The organism is Ruegeria sp. CDSA021, from assembly GCF_059612325.1.
Map to the genome: position 1 here is coordinate 319,378 of NZ_JBXWQJ010000004.1, position 17,694 is coordinate 337,071.

A 17,694-nucleotide genomic window follows, 5' to 3' on the forward strand; every position below is an offset into this window, starting at 1 on the left:
TCGCGGCCGAACTCAAGAAAAATCCTTATAGCATCGCCCGAAGACCCAGCCAGAAGGCAATCCAGCACAGAACCAGACTGAGGAGGATGTTTGCGGCCGCCATCAGGATGGTGCGTTCACGGTGCAGTTGCAGGGACTGATAGGCAAAGCTGGAAAAAGTGGTGAAGCCACCACAGAAGCCAAACACCAGGCGGCGTTCCTCTTCCGGTAGAATGTGGGGATCGCCCAGATAACCGACCCACACGCCCAGCAGCAGACAACCCGCCACATTCACGACCAGCGTCGACAGAGGCAACTCATGCACGATCACGCGGTTGAGCATATGCCGGGCGACCGCGCCCAGACCGCCACCAAGGGCAAATGCCGCATGCAGATAGAGATCACTCATTTGCGCGCTCTCCGGCGTGGTACTTACGTCCGATCGCCTCACCCAGAATGGCGGCGGCGAGGCCGAATACGATCTCAAGGATCAGTGCTAAGACCATATATGTGATTTCGGTGTGGTTCAGCCGATCGAGCTCGGCCACGAACGAGGAAAAGGTCGACAATCCACCGCAAAAACCAACTGCACCCAGATGCATGAAATGCGCATGAACCCGGTGCCGTACCGCATAAAGCCAGCCGATGAATAGACAGGCGGCGATATTGATTCCGAACGTCGCAGTCACGAAAGGCACGCCGGGTATCTCAAGCGACAGCACTTCGCGCAGCAGCGACCCAAGCGCGCCGCCGACAAAAACGGCGAGGTACATGAGTGTGCGCTGCAAGCCCGTGGCCCCCTGATCAGAATCGTATCGTTCGACCTATGTGCATACAGGCTTGGGGTTTAAACGCCAATGATCCGCGTATGAAGCCCGGCAAAGGTCAACGGAACGCGCCTTGGATCAGCGCGCCCGTCGATCGTTCAGAACCGCTGAGCCGAAGCGCGCTCCCAATCACTTGCAAACCCCGCAGGAATATCATCGGCCAGCAACCCACCTTCCGGAAGCCGTTCATAGAGGTCCGCATATGTGAACTCTTTTTCATCCGTTGAGCGGCGCAGAATGTCCGAAGGGTGCAAATCCGCCGCCTTTTCGTAGCCCATCGCGCCAAGGATTTCGCGGAAGCTTTCCAGCGTCGCATCGTGAAAGCGATGCACCCTCTGCCGTTTTTGTGGCACATTCACAGCCTTCGCGCGCTCCTGATCCTGAGTGGCAATACCAGTGGGGCAGCGGTTGGTGTTGCAATGCAGCGACTGGATACAGCCCACGGCAAACAGCATCGCACGGGCTGAGTTGCACATATCTGCACCCAGGGCGAGTTTTTCGATCACGTCATAGCCCGTCGCAACCTTGCCCGAACAGATGATGCGAACCTTGTCACGCACGCCAATGCCACGCAGGCAGTTGTCGACAAAGATCAACCCTTCATTCAAGGGCATCCCCAGCCTGTTGGAGTACTCCACTGGCGCAGCACCGGTGCCACCTTCGGCCCCGTCCACGGTGATGAAATCGGGCAAAATTCCAGTGTCCAGCATTGCCTTGCAAATGCTCATGATTTCCGACCGTTTACCGATACACAGCTTGAAGCCCACTGGCTTGCCCTCTGACATATCACGCAGGTGTTGCACGAACTCCATCAGCCCGGTGGGGGTGTCAAAGGCCGAATGAGCGGGGGGTGAGATCACATCTTTATGGGGTTCGACGCCGCGAATTTCGGCGATTTCTTCATCGACCTTGACCGCAGGCAGCACTCCGCCATGCGCTGGTTTTGCACCCTGGCTCAGCTTGATTTCGATGGCTTTGACCACATCCTTGCGGGCTCTTTCGGCAAATTTGTCCTTGTCGAACCCACCTTCGGGCGTGCGGCAGCCAAAATAGCCAGTGCCAATCTGCCAGATGATATCGCCACCTTCGGCCAGATGGTGCGGGCTTATCCCGCCCTCGCCCGTGTTGTGGGCAAAACCGCCGTCCTTGGCACCCCCGTTTAAAGCCTTTATCGCAGTATGGCTGAGGGCCCCGAAGCTCATGGCAGACACGTTCAGTCGTGATGCATCGTAGGGCTTGGAACATTGCGGGCCGCCCAGCGTGACACGCTTTTCACTTTCTTCCACCTCTTTCGGTGACAACGAGTGATTGGTGCGGTGATAACCCACCTGCGTGATGTCGTACTGGGTGCCAAATGCCTGAGTATCCTGCTGACCCTTGGCACGGGCATAGACCAGGCCGCGTGTGATCCGGTTGAAGGGCCGCCCGCTTTCGTTGGTTTCAACAAAATACTGGCGGATTTCGGGGCTTACGAATTCCAGCATGTAACGGAAATGGCCCAGTACCGGATAGTTGTTGAGCACGTTGTGATTGGTCGTCATCAGGTCATAGGCCCCGATTGCGATATAGGGCAGCACGATCACCAGCAGCCACAGCGCTGGGTTCCAGAACCAACCAAGCAGCAAGGTCAGGGGCAGGCCAAAAAAGGCAACCGCGTAGTATAAATTGCGTACAATCATGCGTCTGATCTCCGGTTTCTAACTTGGTTTCTACGCCCCAGCGTCAACGCTGCGCCTTGAGCTCTTTGACCCAATTATCCCACTGGGCGTGGTCACCCCTGGCCAGCAGGATGCCCTCTTTCAGTTTGGACATGCCAAAGCCCCAGGCCATCTTGGTGTCTACATGTGGCGGCATCACCAGTTCACCCGGCGTGACCATGGCATCAATGATGAACGGCTTGGTGCTGGCTTTGGCCTGCGCTACGGCCTCCTTGATGTCAGCGGCATGGTCCACCCGCACACCGTCACCACCGCAGACCTTGGCGTATTCGGCAAAATCGGGGTTCACCAGATCGGTGGCCATCGGGTTCACCGCATAGCCTGCGACCTCCATCTCCATCTTCACAAAGCCCAAGGTCTGGTTGTTGAAGACAATCACCTTGATCGGCCAGTCATAACGCACGGCAGTTACGAAATCCTGCATGGACATGCCAAAGCCGCCGTCGCCACAGAATGTCCAGACCTCACGCGAGGGGTCCAGCGCAGCAGCACCAAGCGCTGAGGGCAAGCCCGAGCCCAGCGAGGAATGGTTGAACGAGCCCACCATGCGCCGCCCGCCCTTCATACGGGTCTGCCGCGCCACCCAGATGGTGCATTCACCGATGTCCATGGCAAAAACCGCATCCTCTGCGGCCTGATTGGAAATCTCTCGGGCGAATAACTGCGGGTGCAACGGTTCGCTTGCACGTTCGAGGCTGGCCTCCTTATCCTGTCGCGCCAACCACTTGTTGCAGAGCTTGACCTGATGATCGGCGAAGCTGAGGTCTTCATTAGCGGCGATCTGAGGCAACAGCCGGTCCAACGTTGCACCGACATCCCCCAACAGGCCCGATGCGATAGGTGCGCGGCGGCCCAGATTTTCGACGCTTCGGTCGATCTGAACGATCTTGGCCTTCTCTGGCAGGAACCATTCATAGGGAAAGTCGGTGCCCAGCATCACCAGCACATCACAATCACGCACCGCGTGATAGCCGCCGGGGTTGCCGATCAGACCAGTCATGCCAACCACATTCGGGTCGTCATAGTCAAAGATGTCCTTGCCCTTCAACGTATGCACAATAGGAGCGTTCAGTTTTTGCGACAGGGCCAGAACCTTATCTTTGGCCTCGCGGCAACCAACGCCAGCAAAAAGTGCTACCTTCTTGCCCGCGTTAATGATCTGCGCCGCGCGGGCGATTTCATCCTCGGGCGGTATCAGTGTTGAGGGCTGTTTCAGAAGTGGATGGAACTGGTGCAGGCTGGGCACCTTTTGTTCGGACACATCCATAGGCAGCTCGATCCGCACCACCTCGCGATTGATGAGCGCCCGTTGCACTGCGATCTGTGCAAGGCGTGGCATCTGATCCGGCGTGTGGATCACCGCCTGATAGTCGCACACATCGTCAAACGCCTTTTCCAGGTTCACTTCCTGATGATAGCCAGTGCCGCGCTCTCGGTGGGCGACCTGGCCAGTGATCGCCACAACACCCGCGCCTTCGCGTTTGGCATTATAGAGCCCATTGATCAAATGCAGTGCGCCGGGTCCAACCGTGCCTGCACAAATGCCGATGCCACCGGTCAGATGCGACTGCGCATAAGCCGCGTAAGCCGCATTTTCCTCATGCCGCATCCCTTTCCACTCGAACCTGTCATCCCCGCGCATGGCTTCGAGAAACGGGTTCAGCGCATCGCCGACCACGCCAAAGATCTGACGCCCGCCTGCATCCGACAATATGTCCAGCAGGACCTCACACACGTTTTTCGCCATGTCTCTCTCTTCTCGTCCCGAATGAATTCAATGGGATATAGCCAACATCGTGTCCCACCTTTTTTCAATAGCCATCCCCAAAAACCAAGATGGATCGCGGAGTCTTCATATCATTTACTGGTCAACTAGACATGACGCCTTGCGCAGGATGCCTTTTTCATTCCAGCGCCTAAATCAACGCCGATACCACGACGCAAAAGAACCTATATCAAGTGGATCAAGGCTGGCATCTACAAGGTTGTGAGACAAGATCAATTCGCAAGTGCCGCCATTGCCAACATCCAGCAGCCAAACGACATGCTGCGGTAAGCCCAAGTTGCAGCCCTTCGCTGTGTGCTGTAATCGCCCGTTGTGCTTTCTGTTCGGCATCCAGCTTGCGAGACATGTCAGCAAACGTTACTCTGGCCCCAGGCCGTTCTGAGGCGGCCCCCTGGTCTGCGGAAAGCTGTCATCGGCACCTCTCAGAGAATGAATGAAAACCACATCGGTTTCTCAGCCCGGATTAGCGGACCGTCGGGCAGCGGAGGGAAATCCGATGACCAAATCACTCGATCAACTGCGCCGTGATGCCAAGGCTCTGGGCAAAGCGCTGACTGCGGGCGACAAAGGCGCGCTGCTGCGCGTCCATGGCATTGTTCCGACCCCAAGGAACGGGGTCTACAAACACGCGGATTGTCTGCATATCATCGCACGAGAGACCGGATACGCTTCGTGGCCAGCATTGAAACGCGCTATTGAAATACACGGTATGGATCGCGCACAAAAACAGGGACGGCTGCGTTGGGCGCTTTACAACGGCTCAAACGAGACGATCGCACATCTACTTGCGGACGAGCCGGACCTTGCCGACGGTCAAGTGCCTCTCCTCGTTGCGCTGTACGACGTGGCAGCGATGCGCAGGATCCTGACCCATGACGCGGACGTCGCGACGCGCGATTATCCGCCGCGTCGACCGATGTGCCATCTGGCGTTTTCGAAACATATCAAGGCAGCGCCCGAGAAAGAAGCTGAGATGCTCGCCATGGCGGAGTTACTTGTCGCGCATGGGGCAGATGTGAATGACAGTTTTGCATTCGAACCGGACACAGAGCACCGCTTGTCGGCGCTCTACGGCGCCATCGGCCACGCTGACAACATGCCGTTGGCCAAATGGTTGTTGGAAAATGGTGCAAATCCCGACGACAATGAATCCCTCTACCACTCCACTGAACTCTGTCATACTGAAGGCCTTCGTTTGCTGTTGAAGCATGGCGCGCATTCCAAGGGCACAAATGCGCTGCCCCGGGCTATTGATTTCAACAACGCCGCTTCCGTTCGCTTATTACTCGAACATGGTGCTGACCCAAATGAAGGCATCAACCCACACCCGTCGGGTGAACCTTCCTTGGTGATCCCCGCCCTGCATCAAGCGGCCCGGCGTTTGGCTTCAGGTGAAATCGCTCAGCTTTTGCTGGACCATGGCGCGAACCCAAATACTGTCAGTTGCGGCCACTCACCCTATGCCTTTGCCCGCATCTTCGGAAACCAGGATGTAGCGGCAGTATTGGAACGGGCGGGCGCATCCACGCAGCTTTCGTCGACGGAAGAACAGCTTGCGCGCGCAGCGGACGGGAAACCAAATCCGAATGATCGGATCGACATGAGTACATTGTCGGAAGAGATGAAATATCTTCTGTGCCGCCTCGTCTGGCGTGAAGGCACGCTGCCTCACATGCAACGCCTGGTCGTGATGGGCTTTGATCCCAATCTTCCGGACGAGATGGGAATGACGCCACTGCACCTTGCCGGCTGGGAGGGGATGTCCGACGTTATGTCGTATTTTCTTACTCAAGACCCAGACCTTGACCACACAAACGCCTACGGAGGCACACTGTTGTCGACGATCATCCATGGGTCGGAAAACTGCCCACAAAAAAAGCACCGCGATCACATCGGGTGTGCACGCTTGGCACTAGAGAATGGTGTGGCGCTCCCCCGAAAAGCTTCACAATTTGCAACAGTGCCCGAGATATCCGCCTTTCTTGCTGATTGGGCAGAGTCGCATCCCGAACAAATCGCGGAGCACGGGGTGGTTTGACGTCGAGATCTGCGCCAGACCAACGGTCTGGCTTAGCCAGAAAACTCATCTGTCGATCTTCGTCGGAAGTATCCGCCCCAATGGTGCGTGTTGAACTGGTCCAAACGCTTTAAAACCGGTCTTCTCGTAAGCGGCGACAGCGAGAGCTGTGTCGCCAGAAAGGCGCTCCTTCCCAGCTTCGAAGAAATCCTTGAACCAACTGTCGTACAGGCTTTGGGCAATAGAAGTCGCTCACGCGGGGCATACCTGCTGCCATGTAGCGTCTCCAAAGCGGGCTTTGGCAATCCACGGTGTCGTCTTGATTGTTGGGTAACTGGCCTTAGTTCGCTTTTGGCGAACCCACCATGCGTGTGGCCTCTTCCCAGTGTTTGATTGAAGGACTAGATTTGGAACCGGAAATCTATGTAGGCATTGTTAGTGCTGAAATTTCAGCTTTCTAGGCGTTTAGCCGACCGAATTCATAAGGTTGAAACACAGCGACCATTGGTTCGGCGGAGCGAAAGTCAGTTTCCTGTGTTTGACACAATCTCTTTCTGGCGCACGTTACGGACTATACATCTGAACCAAATACCACTATCGCCGAGTCTTTCCCGGCATTTGGTGACCCATGCAAGATTTCTCTGCCCTCCCGAAAACCCTATCCATAGCGCTGTCCCAAAAAGGCTATAGCGGCTTGACGCCTGTACAAGAGGCCGTGTCAGACGAAGCGCTGGCAGGAAAAGATTTGCTTGTCTCTGCGCAAACAGGTTCGGGCAAAACCGTGGGCTTCGGGCTGGCAATGGCGGAAGAACTTCTTGATAAGCACGGTCGATTTGACCGACCAGCGGCACCATTGGCCGTGGTTATCGCACCCACGCGCGAATTGGCCTTGCAAGTTCGGCGAGAGTTCGACTGGCTGTTTGCTGAGGCCGGGATAGTCACTGCATCGGCAGTAGGTGGTATGGATGCGCGCACAGAGCGCAGGACACTCGAGCGCGGTGCACATGTCGTGGTCGCCACGCCTGGGCGGCTGCGCGATCATATCTCACGTGGGGTGATCGACCTGAGCGATCTGCGGACCGTCGTCCTCGACGAAGCCGACGAAATGTTGGACATGGGGTTCGCCGAAGACCTTGAATACATCCTTGATCAAACGCCTAAGAACCGGCGTACCTTGATGTTCTCGGCCACTGTTCCGCGAGGCATCGCCAAGCTTGCCCAGACTTACCAGAAAGAAGATGCGCAGCGGATCAAGGTCGGAAGCACAGAAGCACAGCATTCGGACATTACCTATAGTGCGTTGAACGTGGCCCCGTCGGATATCGAAAAAGCGATCATCAATTTGCTGTGCTATCATGACGTACAGACCGCGATTGTGTTCGCCAATACCCGCTCCATGGTTGCGCGTTTGACCGCGAAATTCTCCAACCGGGGATTTTCTGTCGTCTCACTGTCAGGGGAACTTAGCCAGACAGAGCGCACCAATGCGATGCAAGCCCTGCGTGACGGGCGCGCGCAGGTCTGCGTTGCAACGGACGTGGCCGCCCGCGGCATTGATCTTCCAGGGTTGGAGTTGGTGATCCATGCCGATCTGCCCTCAAATGCGGAAACTTTGCTGCATCGCTCTGGACGGACAGGCCGTGCCGGGCGCAAGGGAACGTCCATTTTGATCGTGCCAGGTCGGCAACGCTCAAAGGCACAACGATTGCTGAAGACAGCCAAGTTGGAGGCCGAATGGGGCACCCCGCCCTCTGCGGATGAGGTGTTTGCACGGGAAGAGGAACGCATCATTTCCAATCCCGCCCTGGATGAGCCGCCAAGTGCCGAAGAAACGGCCTTTGCGGAACGGCTGCTCAAGGGAAGAACTCCAGAGCAGGTCGCGGCAGCCTATATGCGCCTCTACCGAGAGCGCCACTCAGCACCAGAGATCCTGGGAACGACGCCAGAATCTGGAAAACGCAACACTGATAGGCGCGCGGTGTTTGGGCCAAGCACTTGGTTCTCGCTTTCAATAGGGCGCAAACAACGTGCGGAGCCGCGTTGGCTGTTGCCAATGCTGTGCCGCAACGCGGGTTTATCCAAAGACGCCATCGGCGCAATCCGCGTTCAGTATCAAGAGACCTTTGTCGAGATTGCCAATGATGCTGTGCCCGCAATGAAACAAGAATTGGGGGCCGAGCTCACCATAGAACAAGGCGCGACGCTGACTGAGCTGGCAGGCAAACCAGATTTCGATGCCTCTCCGAAGGGACCGCCAGCGGCACCACATTCATCAGACGACGCAGCCAAAAACCGAAGACCTCGTGCAGGCAAGCCGTCGAAAGCTGCGCGCGTCTCCGAACTTTCCGACCAAGATGCCCAGATTGCGTCCGAGCGCCCAAAGGGCAAAGAAAAATCCGCTGCGCGTACGCCGAATGGACAAGCAAGTGAAGGCAAGCCAAAGCAGGACAATGCCCTGCAGGCGCAGCCGAAGCGCGAGCGCGTAAAGGCAAAACCAAAGCCTGCCGCGAGGGACAAGAAGCAACAAAAACAAGACAAGAACGCTTCTGACACATCAAAACCTCTGAAAGCACGAAAGGCGCGTCATAAGGCTAACAACAAAGACGCAAACACGCCGCGTTCAAAAAGCAGAAACGTCAAGGGCGGAGAAGCAAGACCTTTCCGCAAGCCTTCTAAGAGAAATTGAGCGTTCAGATACCTGTCGACAAACCGGTGCGAGAAGATACGTGCTTTGTTTGGAGAAAAGCGATTTGGCGCGATTTTTCGGCCCATAGCAAACATTGAACAGCTAAGCTACAGACGCAGCAGGAGCCCGAAAGCTGCCCTTCAACGAAGACTATACCGTGGGAGGATCGGCGGAAGGCCCACATCCAGGATCATGTCCGCGAGGTTGATTTCCCGCGGGGCATGGTCTGGGTCGAGTATGACAACAGAATACTGTTGGAGAGGCCCGCACAGCTCCCATCGGCAAGGCCGAGGCGGCCCTCTAGTTCTGTCGCGCTTTTCGGAATGCCCCTGCGGCCAACGCCGACCTTTGTTCATTCGGTTTTCATATTGCCCTGCATTGGAACAGATCAGAGAAGCCCGCGCCGTATGGTCTCGGACCATTCCTTCGTCAGAACTTTGGTTTGCGCGCTGCCTTCGGTGGCGCACAATTTGCGGTAAAGATAGAAATTCTCGGTGTCACAACGCATGGTGCATTCGGTTTCGACCGACACCTGCCAATCGTCCCGTTCGAACGTAAAGCTCCAGGTGGTATCGAACCGCGCGGTGGCGGGGTCGTCGGGATGCACCGTATAACGCATCCGCACATTGCTGCCGACGATCATATCGTGATACGGATCACGCGTCTTTCCATAATCGTCGAAGGTTTCCAGAACCTCGGTCCCGTCGCTGTCTATCGCGCGGTTGGACTGCGATGCGGGCGCGCGCAACTGTTCGGCATCCAGAAGCGGAAAATCCAGCGCCGGGCCCGGCGCGGCGGGGGCGATTTCCTCTTGTATCGCGCGCACGGGCAGCTGCAGCGCGCAGCCCGCCAGATGCAGCGTGATCTGCGCGGCCTGTGGCGCGGGCCAGATAATTGGCCAGTAGGAACCGGACAGGGCCAGCCGCAAGGTGTGACCGGCACGAAGGCGGTGCGCGCATTCATTCAGCACAATCTCGGCCTCGTAAACCTGGCCCGGCTGCAATGCTTCGGGGGATTCGTGGCTGCGATAGTGGCACAGGTTCAGGGCGCGATAGGTGATGCGTTGCGATACGCCGTCAGGAGACAAATCGCATAGCCGCGCAACCAGTTGCGCGACGGGCTTGTCTACCGAGAACCGGATTTTCAGCCGGGCCCGGCCCAACAGCTCCAGCGGTGTCCGCATCACGGCGCTGTCGAAGCACACCGACAGCGCGTCGTCCGCAGCCTGATCGTCGGGCAATTCGTTGTCGATCCGCATGCCCGGGCAAAAGTAACCGCCCCCTGCGCCCACATTCGCAGCTGTGGCGACGATGACCTCGCCCTCGGTCGGCGCACCGGCAAACCCCGCAGGGCTTAGATGCCAGGTCTGGTCCTGCACCCGAGGTGACGGCCATTCAGCCTCGGCGATCCAGCGGCCTTTGCGCGGCCCGTTCTGCGGCGTCGGGTTGAAATGTTCCTGCATGTAAGCGCGATAGGCGGGAAGGTCCTCGGCCCCGTTTTTCTGCCCTTTCAGCCAGCGGTCAAACCAGCCGATAACCTCGGAATGAAAATCGCAGGCATCCAGTTTCGAAATATGGGCATAGCGGTGTTCCCACGGGCCGATCATCGCCTTTGCTGGCACGGTCAGATTGGCGGCCAGCGCCGGCGGCGCGTTCACATAGGCATCGGCCCAGCCGGTTATGGCCAGAACCGGGGCCTGAATGGCCGACCAATCCTCGGACACCGAACCGTGTTTCCAGAACGCGTCGCGGGTGGGGTGACGCAACCAGTCGGCGGTAGAAAACGGGACATTCTCCAGGCGCGCAAGCCAGTCTTCACGCCAGTCGGAGCGCAGTTCGGGATCGGCCGGACGGGTCAGATAGGCAAACATCTGACTGCCCCAGTTCACATTGTCACTGAGCAGGCAGCCCCCCATGAAATGGATGTCGTCGGCATAGCGATCGACTGTCGACGCCACGCTGACCACCGCCTTCAGCGCCGGTGGGCGACGCCAGGCCATCTGCAACCCGTTGAAGCCGCCCCACGAAATGCCGATCATGCCGATATTGCCGTCGCACCAGTCCTGAGACGCGATCCAGTCCAGAACCGCCTCGCCGTCGCGAAGCTCTTGCTCCGAATACTCATCGTCAAACTGCCCCTGACTGTCACCGGTTCCGGTGATGTCGACACGGACACAGGCGTATCCAGCCTCGGCAAAGACCGGATGCGTCGTCTCATCCCGGGGTGCGGTCCCGTCGCGCTTGCGATAGGGCAAATACTCCAGAATGGCGGGCGCCGGGCGCGTTTCGGGCAGCCAGACCCGGGCGGCAAGCTGCCGCCCATCTGGCAGGTGAATCCACAAATTCTCGACGATTTCGACTGACATGGATGTTCTGAGCTCCCTGTTTGGGTCACAAGAGAACTCAGATTCCGTGGAAGGTAAATGGTGCGGTTTGAATCGTGCTTGTACTATCCGCATACAAACAGCGTACACTTGCAAAAAATTGTGACCGTGTCCGAAACGCACCCTTGTTCCCTGTCATGTGAAACAGCCCGCCGGAACAGCCGTCATGCCTTAACTGCAAGGTCTGCAGTTGTCGTTTCAGCTTCGATAGCACTGGCCAGTGCCTTGCGGAACAGTTTGGCACCCTTGTCCAAACCAAGATCGATATGGGGTGTCTTGGCGCGCTTCATGCCCAAATGCACCTGCTCCAGCACCTCTTTGTCTTCGAGAAACGCCATACGCGCGCCGTCATTCATGAACTTTGAGACCTCTGCGTTGTCAGGGTCCGTGTTTCGGTGCTGAAACCAGAAATACCGGGTTCGATCCTCGTCAATCGGCGTCATGAAATTGTACGAGATATTGACATAAGTCTTGTCGACCGAGGGCTTGCCATAACCGCCAGTACCAACAGGCGTATATACGGATTTGTTCAGCGCGATGGCAGGCAGGCACATCTCGTAATGCTGTAGTCGATCGCAATCTCCCGCGAACGCCACCAAGTTGGCATAGTAGGGTGAAGGCGGTTTGTTTTCGATCCAGCGTGACACGATCACGCCGCGGTCTGTCTTTTCGACATTCAACGGTTCTTCATCCGTGCCCGCGCCCGCAAAGGACGAGACATGGACCCAGGCCACGTGGCTGGGATCCAGCAGGTTGTCGCAAACCCAAAGATAGTGGCAGTCGATATCCATCACGCCACCATCGGTCTTGCCCCAACTTGGATCGTCAAAATTTTCAATTGGGAAGATCTTGTCCGGGTCAGCCAGTTCGGGGTCTCCCATCCAGATCCAGAGCAGCCGGTACCGGTCGACCACCGGGTAAGACTTCACAACCGCCCGGCGCGGGGTCATGCCACGCTGGGTGGGACTGTCGGTGCATCTGCCTGAACAATCGAACTTCAGACCGTGATAGCCGCATTCCACCACATCGCCGATCAGATTGCCTTTCGACAACGGCAATTTGCGATGTGGGCAGGCATCCTCAAGCGCCACGGGGATACCATCCTGCTGCCGATAGAAAACGACATTTTCGCCCAGAAACGTCTCGGCCTTCAACTCGCGCCCGATATCCTTGCTCCAGGCCGCGACGTACCAGCAGTTTCTCAGAAACATCGTTATGCTCTCCAATGTGACAGATGGCTTGTTCCAGTATGGGCACGCAAGCCCCCATAGGCCATGCTGGAATTGTAATGGCTGTCATAAGCCTGACTAATTTCAATCAGATGCAGGCGGAGGAATTTCTGGTTGCGCCGCAACCTCGGCATGAATCCAGTTTAGGAACTCGGCAACCTTGGCGCTATCCTTGGTCTCATGCGGTCTTACCAGCCAATAAGACAGCGGTGACTGAGTCACTTCCGCGAAGGGGCGTGCCAAACGCCCGTCTGCCATCATGTCGATGACCAGGGGTTCGCGCCCTAACGCCACGCCCAACCCTTCAATCGCGGCCTGAACAACCATGTTCGACTGCCCCAGCCGCCGTGTCCGCAGCGCGGTTGGCAAGGTCAGGCCACAACGTCGCGCCCAGAATTCCCATGTGGGACTGACCGCCCCATGATGGAGGTTCTCATCCACCAGCATCGTATGCCGCTCAAGATCCCCGACCTTTTGAAGATCGGGCAACAACGAGGGCGCACAAACCGGAAACAACTGCTCGTTCATGAGCAAATCGACCTGACAGCCGGGATAGTCGCCCAAGCCATAGCGAATTCCGATGTCCGCATCCGCACCGGAAAACGGGAATTGCCCGGTATCAGTTGCGATCGAAATCGACAGGTCCGGGTGGGCCATGTCAAAGCGCAAAAGGCGTGGAAACAACCAGTTGAACGCAAAACCCGGCAGGCATGAGATCACGATTGTCCGATCAGAGCGCGTTTTATCCCTGAGTTGCGCGCAAACATCCGAGATGCGCCCCAGCCCTTCCGAGATCGCCAGCGCCAACAACTCTCCTTCGCGGGTCGGGCGTGACTGCCGTGCACCGCGCACCAAAAGTTCGCGCCCCAACCACTCCTCGAGGGTGCGAACGTGCTGGCTGACGGCGCTTTGGCTGACGCCCAATTCGGTTGCAGCGGCTGAAAACCCCGAATGTCTGACAACCGCCTCGAACGCTCTTAGTGCGGAATAGGGTAAGTTCAAGATCATATTAGTAACTCTAATGTCACTCATTAACACTTTCAAATAGGTTGGGGACAGGCTCCTCGCGTAACTTTGACCAGTTCAATCCCGTAGGAGACGCGAATGTCGGACATCACGCCGGAACGCGGTGCGCAAAACCTGTTGGCAAACTGCGCCCACGCAACGGCCGGAGAACGGTTGCTGATCGCCTATGAACCGCCGGAGTACGGGTATTTCGATGCGGATAGTGTCGAAATCGTCTCGCGTGTTGCCAGATCCATGGGCCTGTCAGTCGACACCGTAGACGTGGGGTTCAACCCGGATAACCCGCACCTGTCGCCGGAACTGCTGGCCCGGTTCGAATCTGCCGATGTCATCCTGTTTCTGGCCCGGCTCGGGGACCAGTTGCGGTTTTCTCACATGCCGAAGGGCAAAAAGATCATCGTCAGCTTTGCCCTCAGCCGTGAACAATTCGGGTCGGGGTTTTCAAACGGGCATCACGACGCCTTCATGGAACTCAAGGCTGAGATCAACGCGGTTTTGAACAACGCACACGAGGTGCAGTTCACCTGCCCTTTGGGCACAGATGTATGCGGGCGGCCTGAAATGAACCTCGACCCGTCGGGCGATACTTCAATCCTGCGTTTCCCGATGTCGGTTTTCACGCCTGTCCCCGCACACAGCTTCTCGGGCCGCGTGGCCCTGACCTTCCTGACGGGAACCGGATCAAAATACTATGAAGGTTATACAACCGAATTCACCCATCCTGTTCTTGCCTGTCTCGACAAGGGCCGCCTGACCGGGTTCGAGGGGCATCCGTCGGATGTGGCGCAGGCCAAGGCCCATTATGATCGCGTGGCGGGACAGTTCGGCATAGACCGGAACTTTGTGCATTCCTGGCACGCGGGCATTCATCCAGGCTGCGGTTACCCTTGGGACATGCGCCGGAACTACGAACGATGGAGCGGTGCCGCCTTTGGCAATCCGCGCATCCTGCATTTCCACACCTGCGGTGCATATGCCCCGGGCGAGATCAGCTGGAACGTGATTGACCCAACTGTCGTGATCGATGGCACGACCTATTGGGATAACGGGTGTTTCTACGCCGAGCGCCTGCCAGGCGGGCCTTCGATTCTAAACCGGTACCCATGCGCGGCGGGCCTTTTTGAGCAGCCCGACATGGATATCGGCTTACGGAAAACAGGCTGACCTGTCTGTTTTGGTCGCACGATCCAACGCGCAGACCCAGCTACAGCACCGCATCAGGATTAATCCGGTTGCTCCGAAGGGAATGCCTGTCCATAAAAAACGCGGGACACAGCTCTGTCCTGCCCAAAAATATCTCTCATGACCTAGGAAAGGGAACCGTTTCATGTCTGCCTGGATCCGGATGATTTCTGACGATGATGCCGATGCGCCATTGAAGGCGGTGCTGGACCTTGCACGAACACCGCACGGTACGGTGGACAATGTCATGCGTGTGCACTCGCTGCGCCCTAACACCATGAAAGGGCACGTGGTTTTGTATCGCGCGTGCTTGCACGATGACAGCAACACAATCCCAATGTGGTTTCAGGAAGTGATCAGTTCTTATGTGTCGACCTTGAACACATGCCCTTATTCTTACGCCAATCACTGGGCCAATGCGCGGCACCTGATCGGCGATGAAGCGCAGGCAGACAAGATCGAGGCCGCGCTCAAAGCGCAACGACCGCAGGATGCGTTCGAAGGCGCACATCTGGAGGCTCTGATCTACGCCGAAAAGCTGACTGTTTCGCCTGGTACTATGGTTGAAACCGACGTCATCGCGCTTAGACAAGCCGGTTGGGGCGACGGCGAAATACTCGAAATCAACCAGATCGTCGGCTATTTCAACTACGCCAATCGATTGCTCAACGGATTGGGCGTAACAACGGATGGCGATGTTGTGGGTTATTACGCCAGCGAGTAAACTCAAGACGCGATTCCGGGTCACTTTCGGGCTTTGGAGATCCCCGGCGCGGTCGGCATGTTGTTCAGCACGCTTTACAACATCGTCGACATCTTCTTTGCCGGGTTTCGGTCGACCAGTGCAAGCCGGACCGACATTGGGGTTTCAGACATTCTTCGTCACGGTTTCTGTCGGCATCGGGCTGAGCGCGCTGGTGGGGTACGCTTTGGGGGCTGGAGAATCCTGAACCGTCAGATATGTGGTCGCGCAAAGCACCTGCCACGTTTCATTTGCATCCCAGAAAAGACCGATCGAGGCGAGGTAAGGGATGCTGACCTCACGACGGTTCGCATGCGCGGCCTCGTCCGGTAGGGCAAACAGCTCCAACGGTATATTGGATTAGTGTCCCAATTCCCCTCCATTGCGTCTACTTTCTGGGGCGATGTTCCAGCGTGTTCAAACGGTGCAGATCGCCCATGTAGATCTGCGCCTGGATCAGTATGGCACCTATCCCCGTTGCGGTTATGAACGTGGCGCGCACGTCGTGACCGCGATCTCCGATCAGCCGGCGAAAGGCCGAGATCCCAAGGATCAGGAAAGCCATGGTCAGGCTGTTCACTATCAGCATATGCGCCAGACGTTAGGGCATCGTCGGTTTGAAGATGATCACCTACCAATCGGTGGCAAAGACCGCATCATCGCACATCTCGAACCCGGCATGCGTGTGCATCCAGCTGTTTAGATCCAGAAGGCGGACATGGTGGCACCGAATACGACAAGGAAGGTTGCCGTTGTGTGTAACCGGTTTGGAACCTTGGAAAACCTAAAAAACATGATGCCCGGAAAGACCGCTTCTAGAAAGAAGGCCGTCAGGATTTCCTGGGCCAGCAGCGGCCCTGCGATATTGCCGACAGTCCGTCTTGCAGCCGATTAGCCTAACGGTGGGCTATATCAACTAGCGGCTTCAAACGCGCGCACCATCGTTCCCGTGGCGCTTCTTGGACCACCGTATGTTTCAAGCTTCCCTATTCACCCCAAGGAGTGCCGCAGTTTACCTTCAAACTGTCACATGTCCCAGAAACCGTTCGTTCCGCACCTGTTCCGGACGTGATTTGTAGTGTTTGAAAAAGGCTCGCGACATCGCAGTACGGGAAGAAAAACCAGTTGCAGACGCGATCTCTACTAGCGGCATATCTGTGAACTTCAACAGACTATTGGAGCGCTCCAGTCGGAGCTCTTTATACGTTTCCAACAGCGTCGAGCCGGTCTTGCACAGAAATCGTCTTTGAAGCTGTCGGGTGGATGTGCCGATCACATCAGACAGATCCGAAATTCTCAGCGGATCTTCGATGTTCTCCAGCATTGTGTCGACTGCAAGAGTGACAAGCCTGTCGCCATTCGCCTTGCGAATAAGCCGGTTAGCGGCCTGACTTTCGGACATGCGCCGAGGCTCGCTCAAGCCAATGTATCGCCGCAGAGTGTCCGCCAGATGCTCGCCATGGTCCATTGATACAAAATCGGCCAACAGGCGCAGCGCACTGATCCGCGTATTCGCACTGTGCGTACGCCCGTCGGAGGAAAAATAGGTTGAAGTTCCGCTGCTTTTTATTCCACGTTCCAGCGCCGCCGCTTCGAAAGCTGAATGCACAGCGGCAATGGTTCGGTCCGATCCGCTGATTTGGGACAACAACATCACGCTCCCCCCGACAAGAAGGGATCGGGGCGAAAGGTTCAATACCTGATTGACCCAGGATCTTTCTGCGGCAGTGGGCGTCCACGCGTTTTCGATATCCCCCCAGAAGATGGCTGTACGTCCCGCCCAAAAAAGCGGGCCGCCAACCGAATCGTTCCCAGGAACACGGAAGTTCACGACATAGCTGTGTTTATCGACCAAAGAGTTCAGCACTTGGTAAAACTCGACCACCAGTTCGGCTGACGCTTTGTCGGAGTTACGGTGCAAAATGACATCAATGCACTGCACTCGATCTGAAACAGGAGCAGACGTTTCTGCCAAATGAGCGTGGTCATTCGCTACGACATAGTGTTTCATTTTGATGTACCAACCTCGCTTTGGTCAGCACCAAATCAGAACATGAGTTTCCGATTGGCGAAAACCCCGCCTGTTTTTGGCGGGGTTTTGTTTTTGCGTTTACTCGGC

Annotated in this window: 13 protein-coding genes and 1 pseudogene; 4 read left to right on the forward strand and 10 right to left on the reverse strand. The window is 56.8% G+C overall.

Going from position 1 to position 17,694, the window contains the following annotated elements:
- Nucleotides 1-25 precede the first annotated feature (25 nt).
- The 4 genes from crcB to AC2FLD_RS07695 all read right to left on the reverse strand — a co-directional run bounded on the left by crcB (nt 26) and on the right by AC2FLD_RS07695 (nt 4,271).
- A complete protein-coding gene (gene crcB / locus AC2FLD_RS07680; RefSeq protein WP_496668356.1) occupies nt 26-388 on the reverse strand; it encodes a fluoride efflux transporter CrcB in 363 nt (120 codons plus the stop codon).
- Nucleotides 381-767, reverse strand: coding sequence for a fluoride efflux transporter FluC (locus AC2FLD_RS07685; protein ID WP_496668358.1), 387 nt, complete (start codon nt 765-767; stop codon nt 381-383). Before AC2FLD_RS07685 ends, crcB begins: the two co-directional genes overlap by 8 nt.
- Before the next feature lie 137 nt (nt 768-904).
- On the reverse strand, nt 905-2,485 hold the full coding sequence (locus AC2FLD_RS07690; protein WP_496668360.1) for an FMN-binding glutamate synthase family protein: 1,581 nt from the start codon (nt 2,483-2,485) through the stop codon (nt 905-907).
- A 43-nt stretch (nt 2,486-2,528) separates the two neighbouring features.
- The gene (locus AC2FLD_RS07695; RefSeq protein WP_496668362.1) at nt 2,529-4,271 is read right to left on the reverse strand and encodes a thiamine pyrophosphate-dependent enzyme; all 1,743 of its coding nucleotides are present in this window, start codon (nt 4,269-4,271) and stop codon (nt 2,529-2,531) included.
- Nucleotides 4,272-4,806: 535 nt separating this feature from the next.
- On the opposite strand from AC2FLD_RS07695, the gene AC2FLD_RS07700 reads away from it, so the two are divergent.
- Both AC2FLD_RS07700 and AC2FLD_RS07705 read left to right on the forward strand, forming a co-directional pair.
- The gene (locus AC2FLD_RS07700) at nt 4,807-6,348 is read left to right on the forward strand and encodes an ankyrin repeat domain-containing protein (protein ID WP_496668364.1); all 1,542 of its coding nucleotides are present in this window, start codon (nt 4,807-4,809) and stop codon (nt 6,346-6,348) included.
- A gap of 607 nt (nt 6,349-6,955) precedes the next feature.
- Nucleotides 6,956-9,013, forward strand: a complete 2,058-nt coding sequence (locus AC2FLD_RS07705) for a DEAD/DEAH box helicase (protein ID WP_496803718.1) — start codon at nt 6,956-6,958, stop codon at nt 9,011-9,013.
- 388 nt (nt 9,014-9,401) lie between these two features.
- Here AC2FLD_RS07705 and AC2FLD_RS07710 read toward each other — a convergent pair whose 3' ends face one another.
- The 3 genes from AC2FLD_RS07710 to AC2FLD_RS07720 form a co-directional block, all read right to left on the reverse strand.
- Nucleotides 9,402-11,378: a CocE/NonD family hydrolase gene (locus AC2FLD_RS07710; RefSeq protein WP_496668368.1), complete on the reverse strand. Its 1,977-nt coding sequence runs from the start codon at nt 11,376-11,378 to the stop codon at nt 9,402-9,404.
- Between the two features lie 182 nt (nt 11,379-11,560).
- Nucleotides 11,561-12,607 (reverse strand): aromatic ring-hydroxylating dioxygenase subunit alpha, encoded by a 1,047-nt coding sequence (locus AC2FLD_RS07715; RefSeq protein WP_496668370.1) that lies wholly within the window; start codon nt 12,605-12,607, stop codon nt 11,561-11,563.
- A 102-nt stretch (nt 12,608-12,709) separates the two neighbouring features.
- Entirely contained in the window at nt 12,710-13,657 is a 948-nt protein-coding gene (locus AC2FLD_RS07720) for a LysR substrate-binding domain-containing protein (protein ID WP_496668372.1), read from the reverse strand.
- A 72-nt stretch (nt 13,658-13,729) separates the two neighbouring features.
- Here AC2FLD_RS07720 and AC2FLD_RS07725 point away from each other — a divergent pair, with 72 nt between their 5' ends.
- On the forward strand, nt 13,730-14,815 hold the full coding sequence (locus tag AC2FLD_RS07725) for a hypothetical protein (RefSeq protein ID WP_496668374.1): 1,086 nt from the start codon (nt 13,730-13,732) through the stop codon (nt 14,813-14,815).
- 163 nt (nt 14,816-14,978) lie between these two features.
- Entirely contained in the window at nt 14,979-15,557 is a 579-nt protein-coding gene (locus AC2FLD_RS07730) for a carboxymuconolactone decarboxylase family protein (RefSeq protein WP_496668376.1), read from the forward strand.
- Nucleotides 15,558-15,963: 406 nt separating this feature from the next.
- Here the strand turns inward: AC2FLD_RS07730 and AC2FLD_RS07735 are convergent, their stop codons facing one another.
- The 3 genes and pseudogenes from AC2FLD_RS07735 to AC2FLD_RS07745 form a co-directional block, all read right to left on the reverse strand.
- Nucleotides 15,964-16,164 carry a hypothetical protein gene (locus AC2FLD_RS07735; protein ID WP_496668378.1) on the reverse strand — a complete coding sequence of 67 codons (201 nt, stop codon included), beginning with the start codon at nt 16,162-16,164 and terminating at the stop codon, nt 15,964-15,966.
- 110 nt (nt 16,165-16,274) lie between these two features.
- Nucleotides 16,275-16,442: pseudogene (locus AC2FLD_RS07740) on the reverse strand (cytochrome ubiquinol oxidase subunit I); the annotation flags it as partial.
- Nucleotides 16,443-16,593: 151 nt separating this feature from the next.
- Nucleotides 16,594-17,496 carry a helix-turn-helix domain-containing protein gene (locus AC2FLD_RS07745; RefSeq protein ID WP_496668380.1) on the reverse strand — a complete coding sequence of 301 codons (903 nt, stop codon included), beginning with the start codon at nt 17,494-17,496 and terminating at the stop codon, nt 16,594-16,596.
- Nucleotides 17,497-17,694 lie beyond the last annotated feature (198 nt).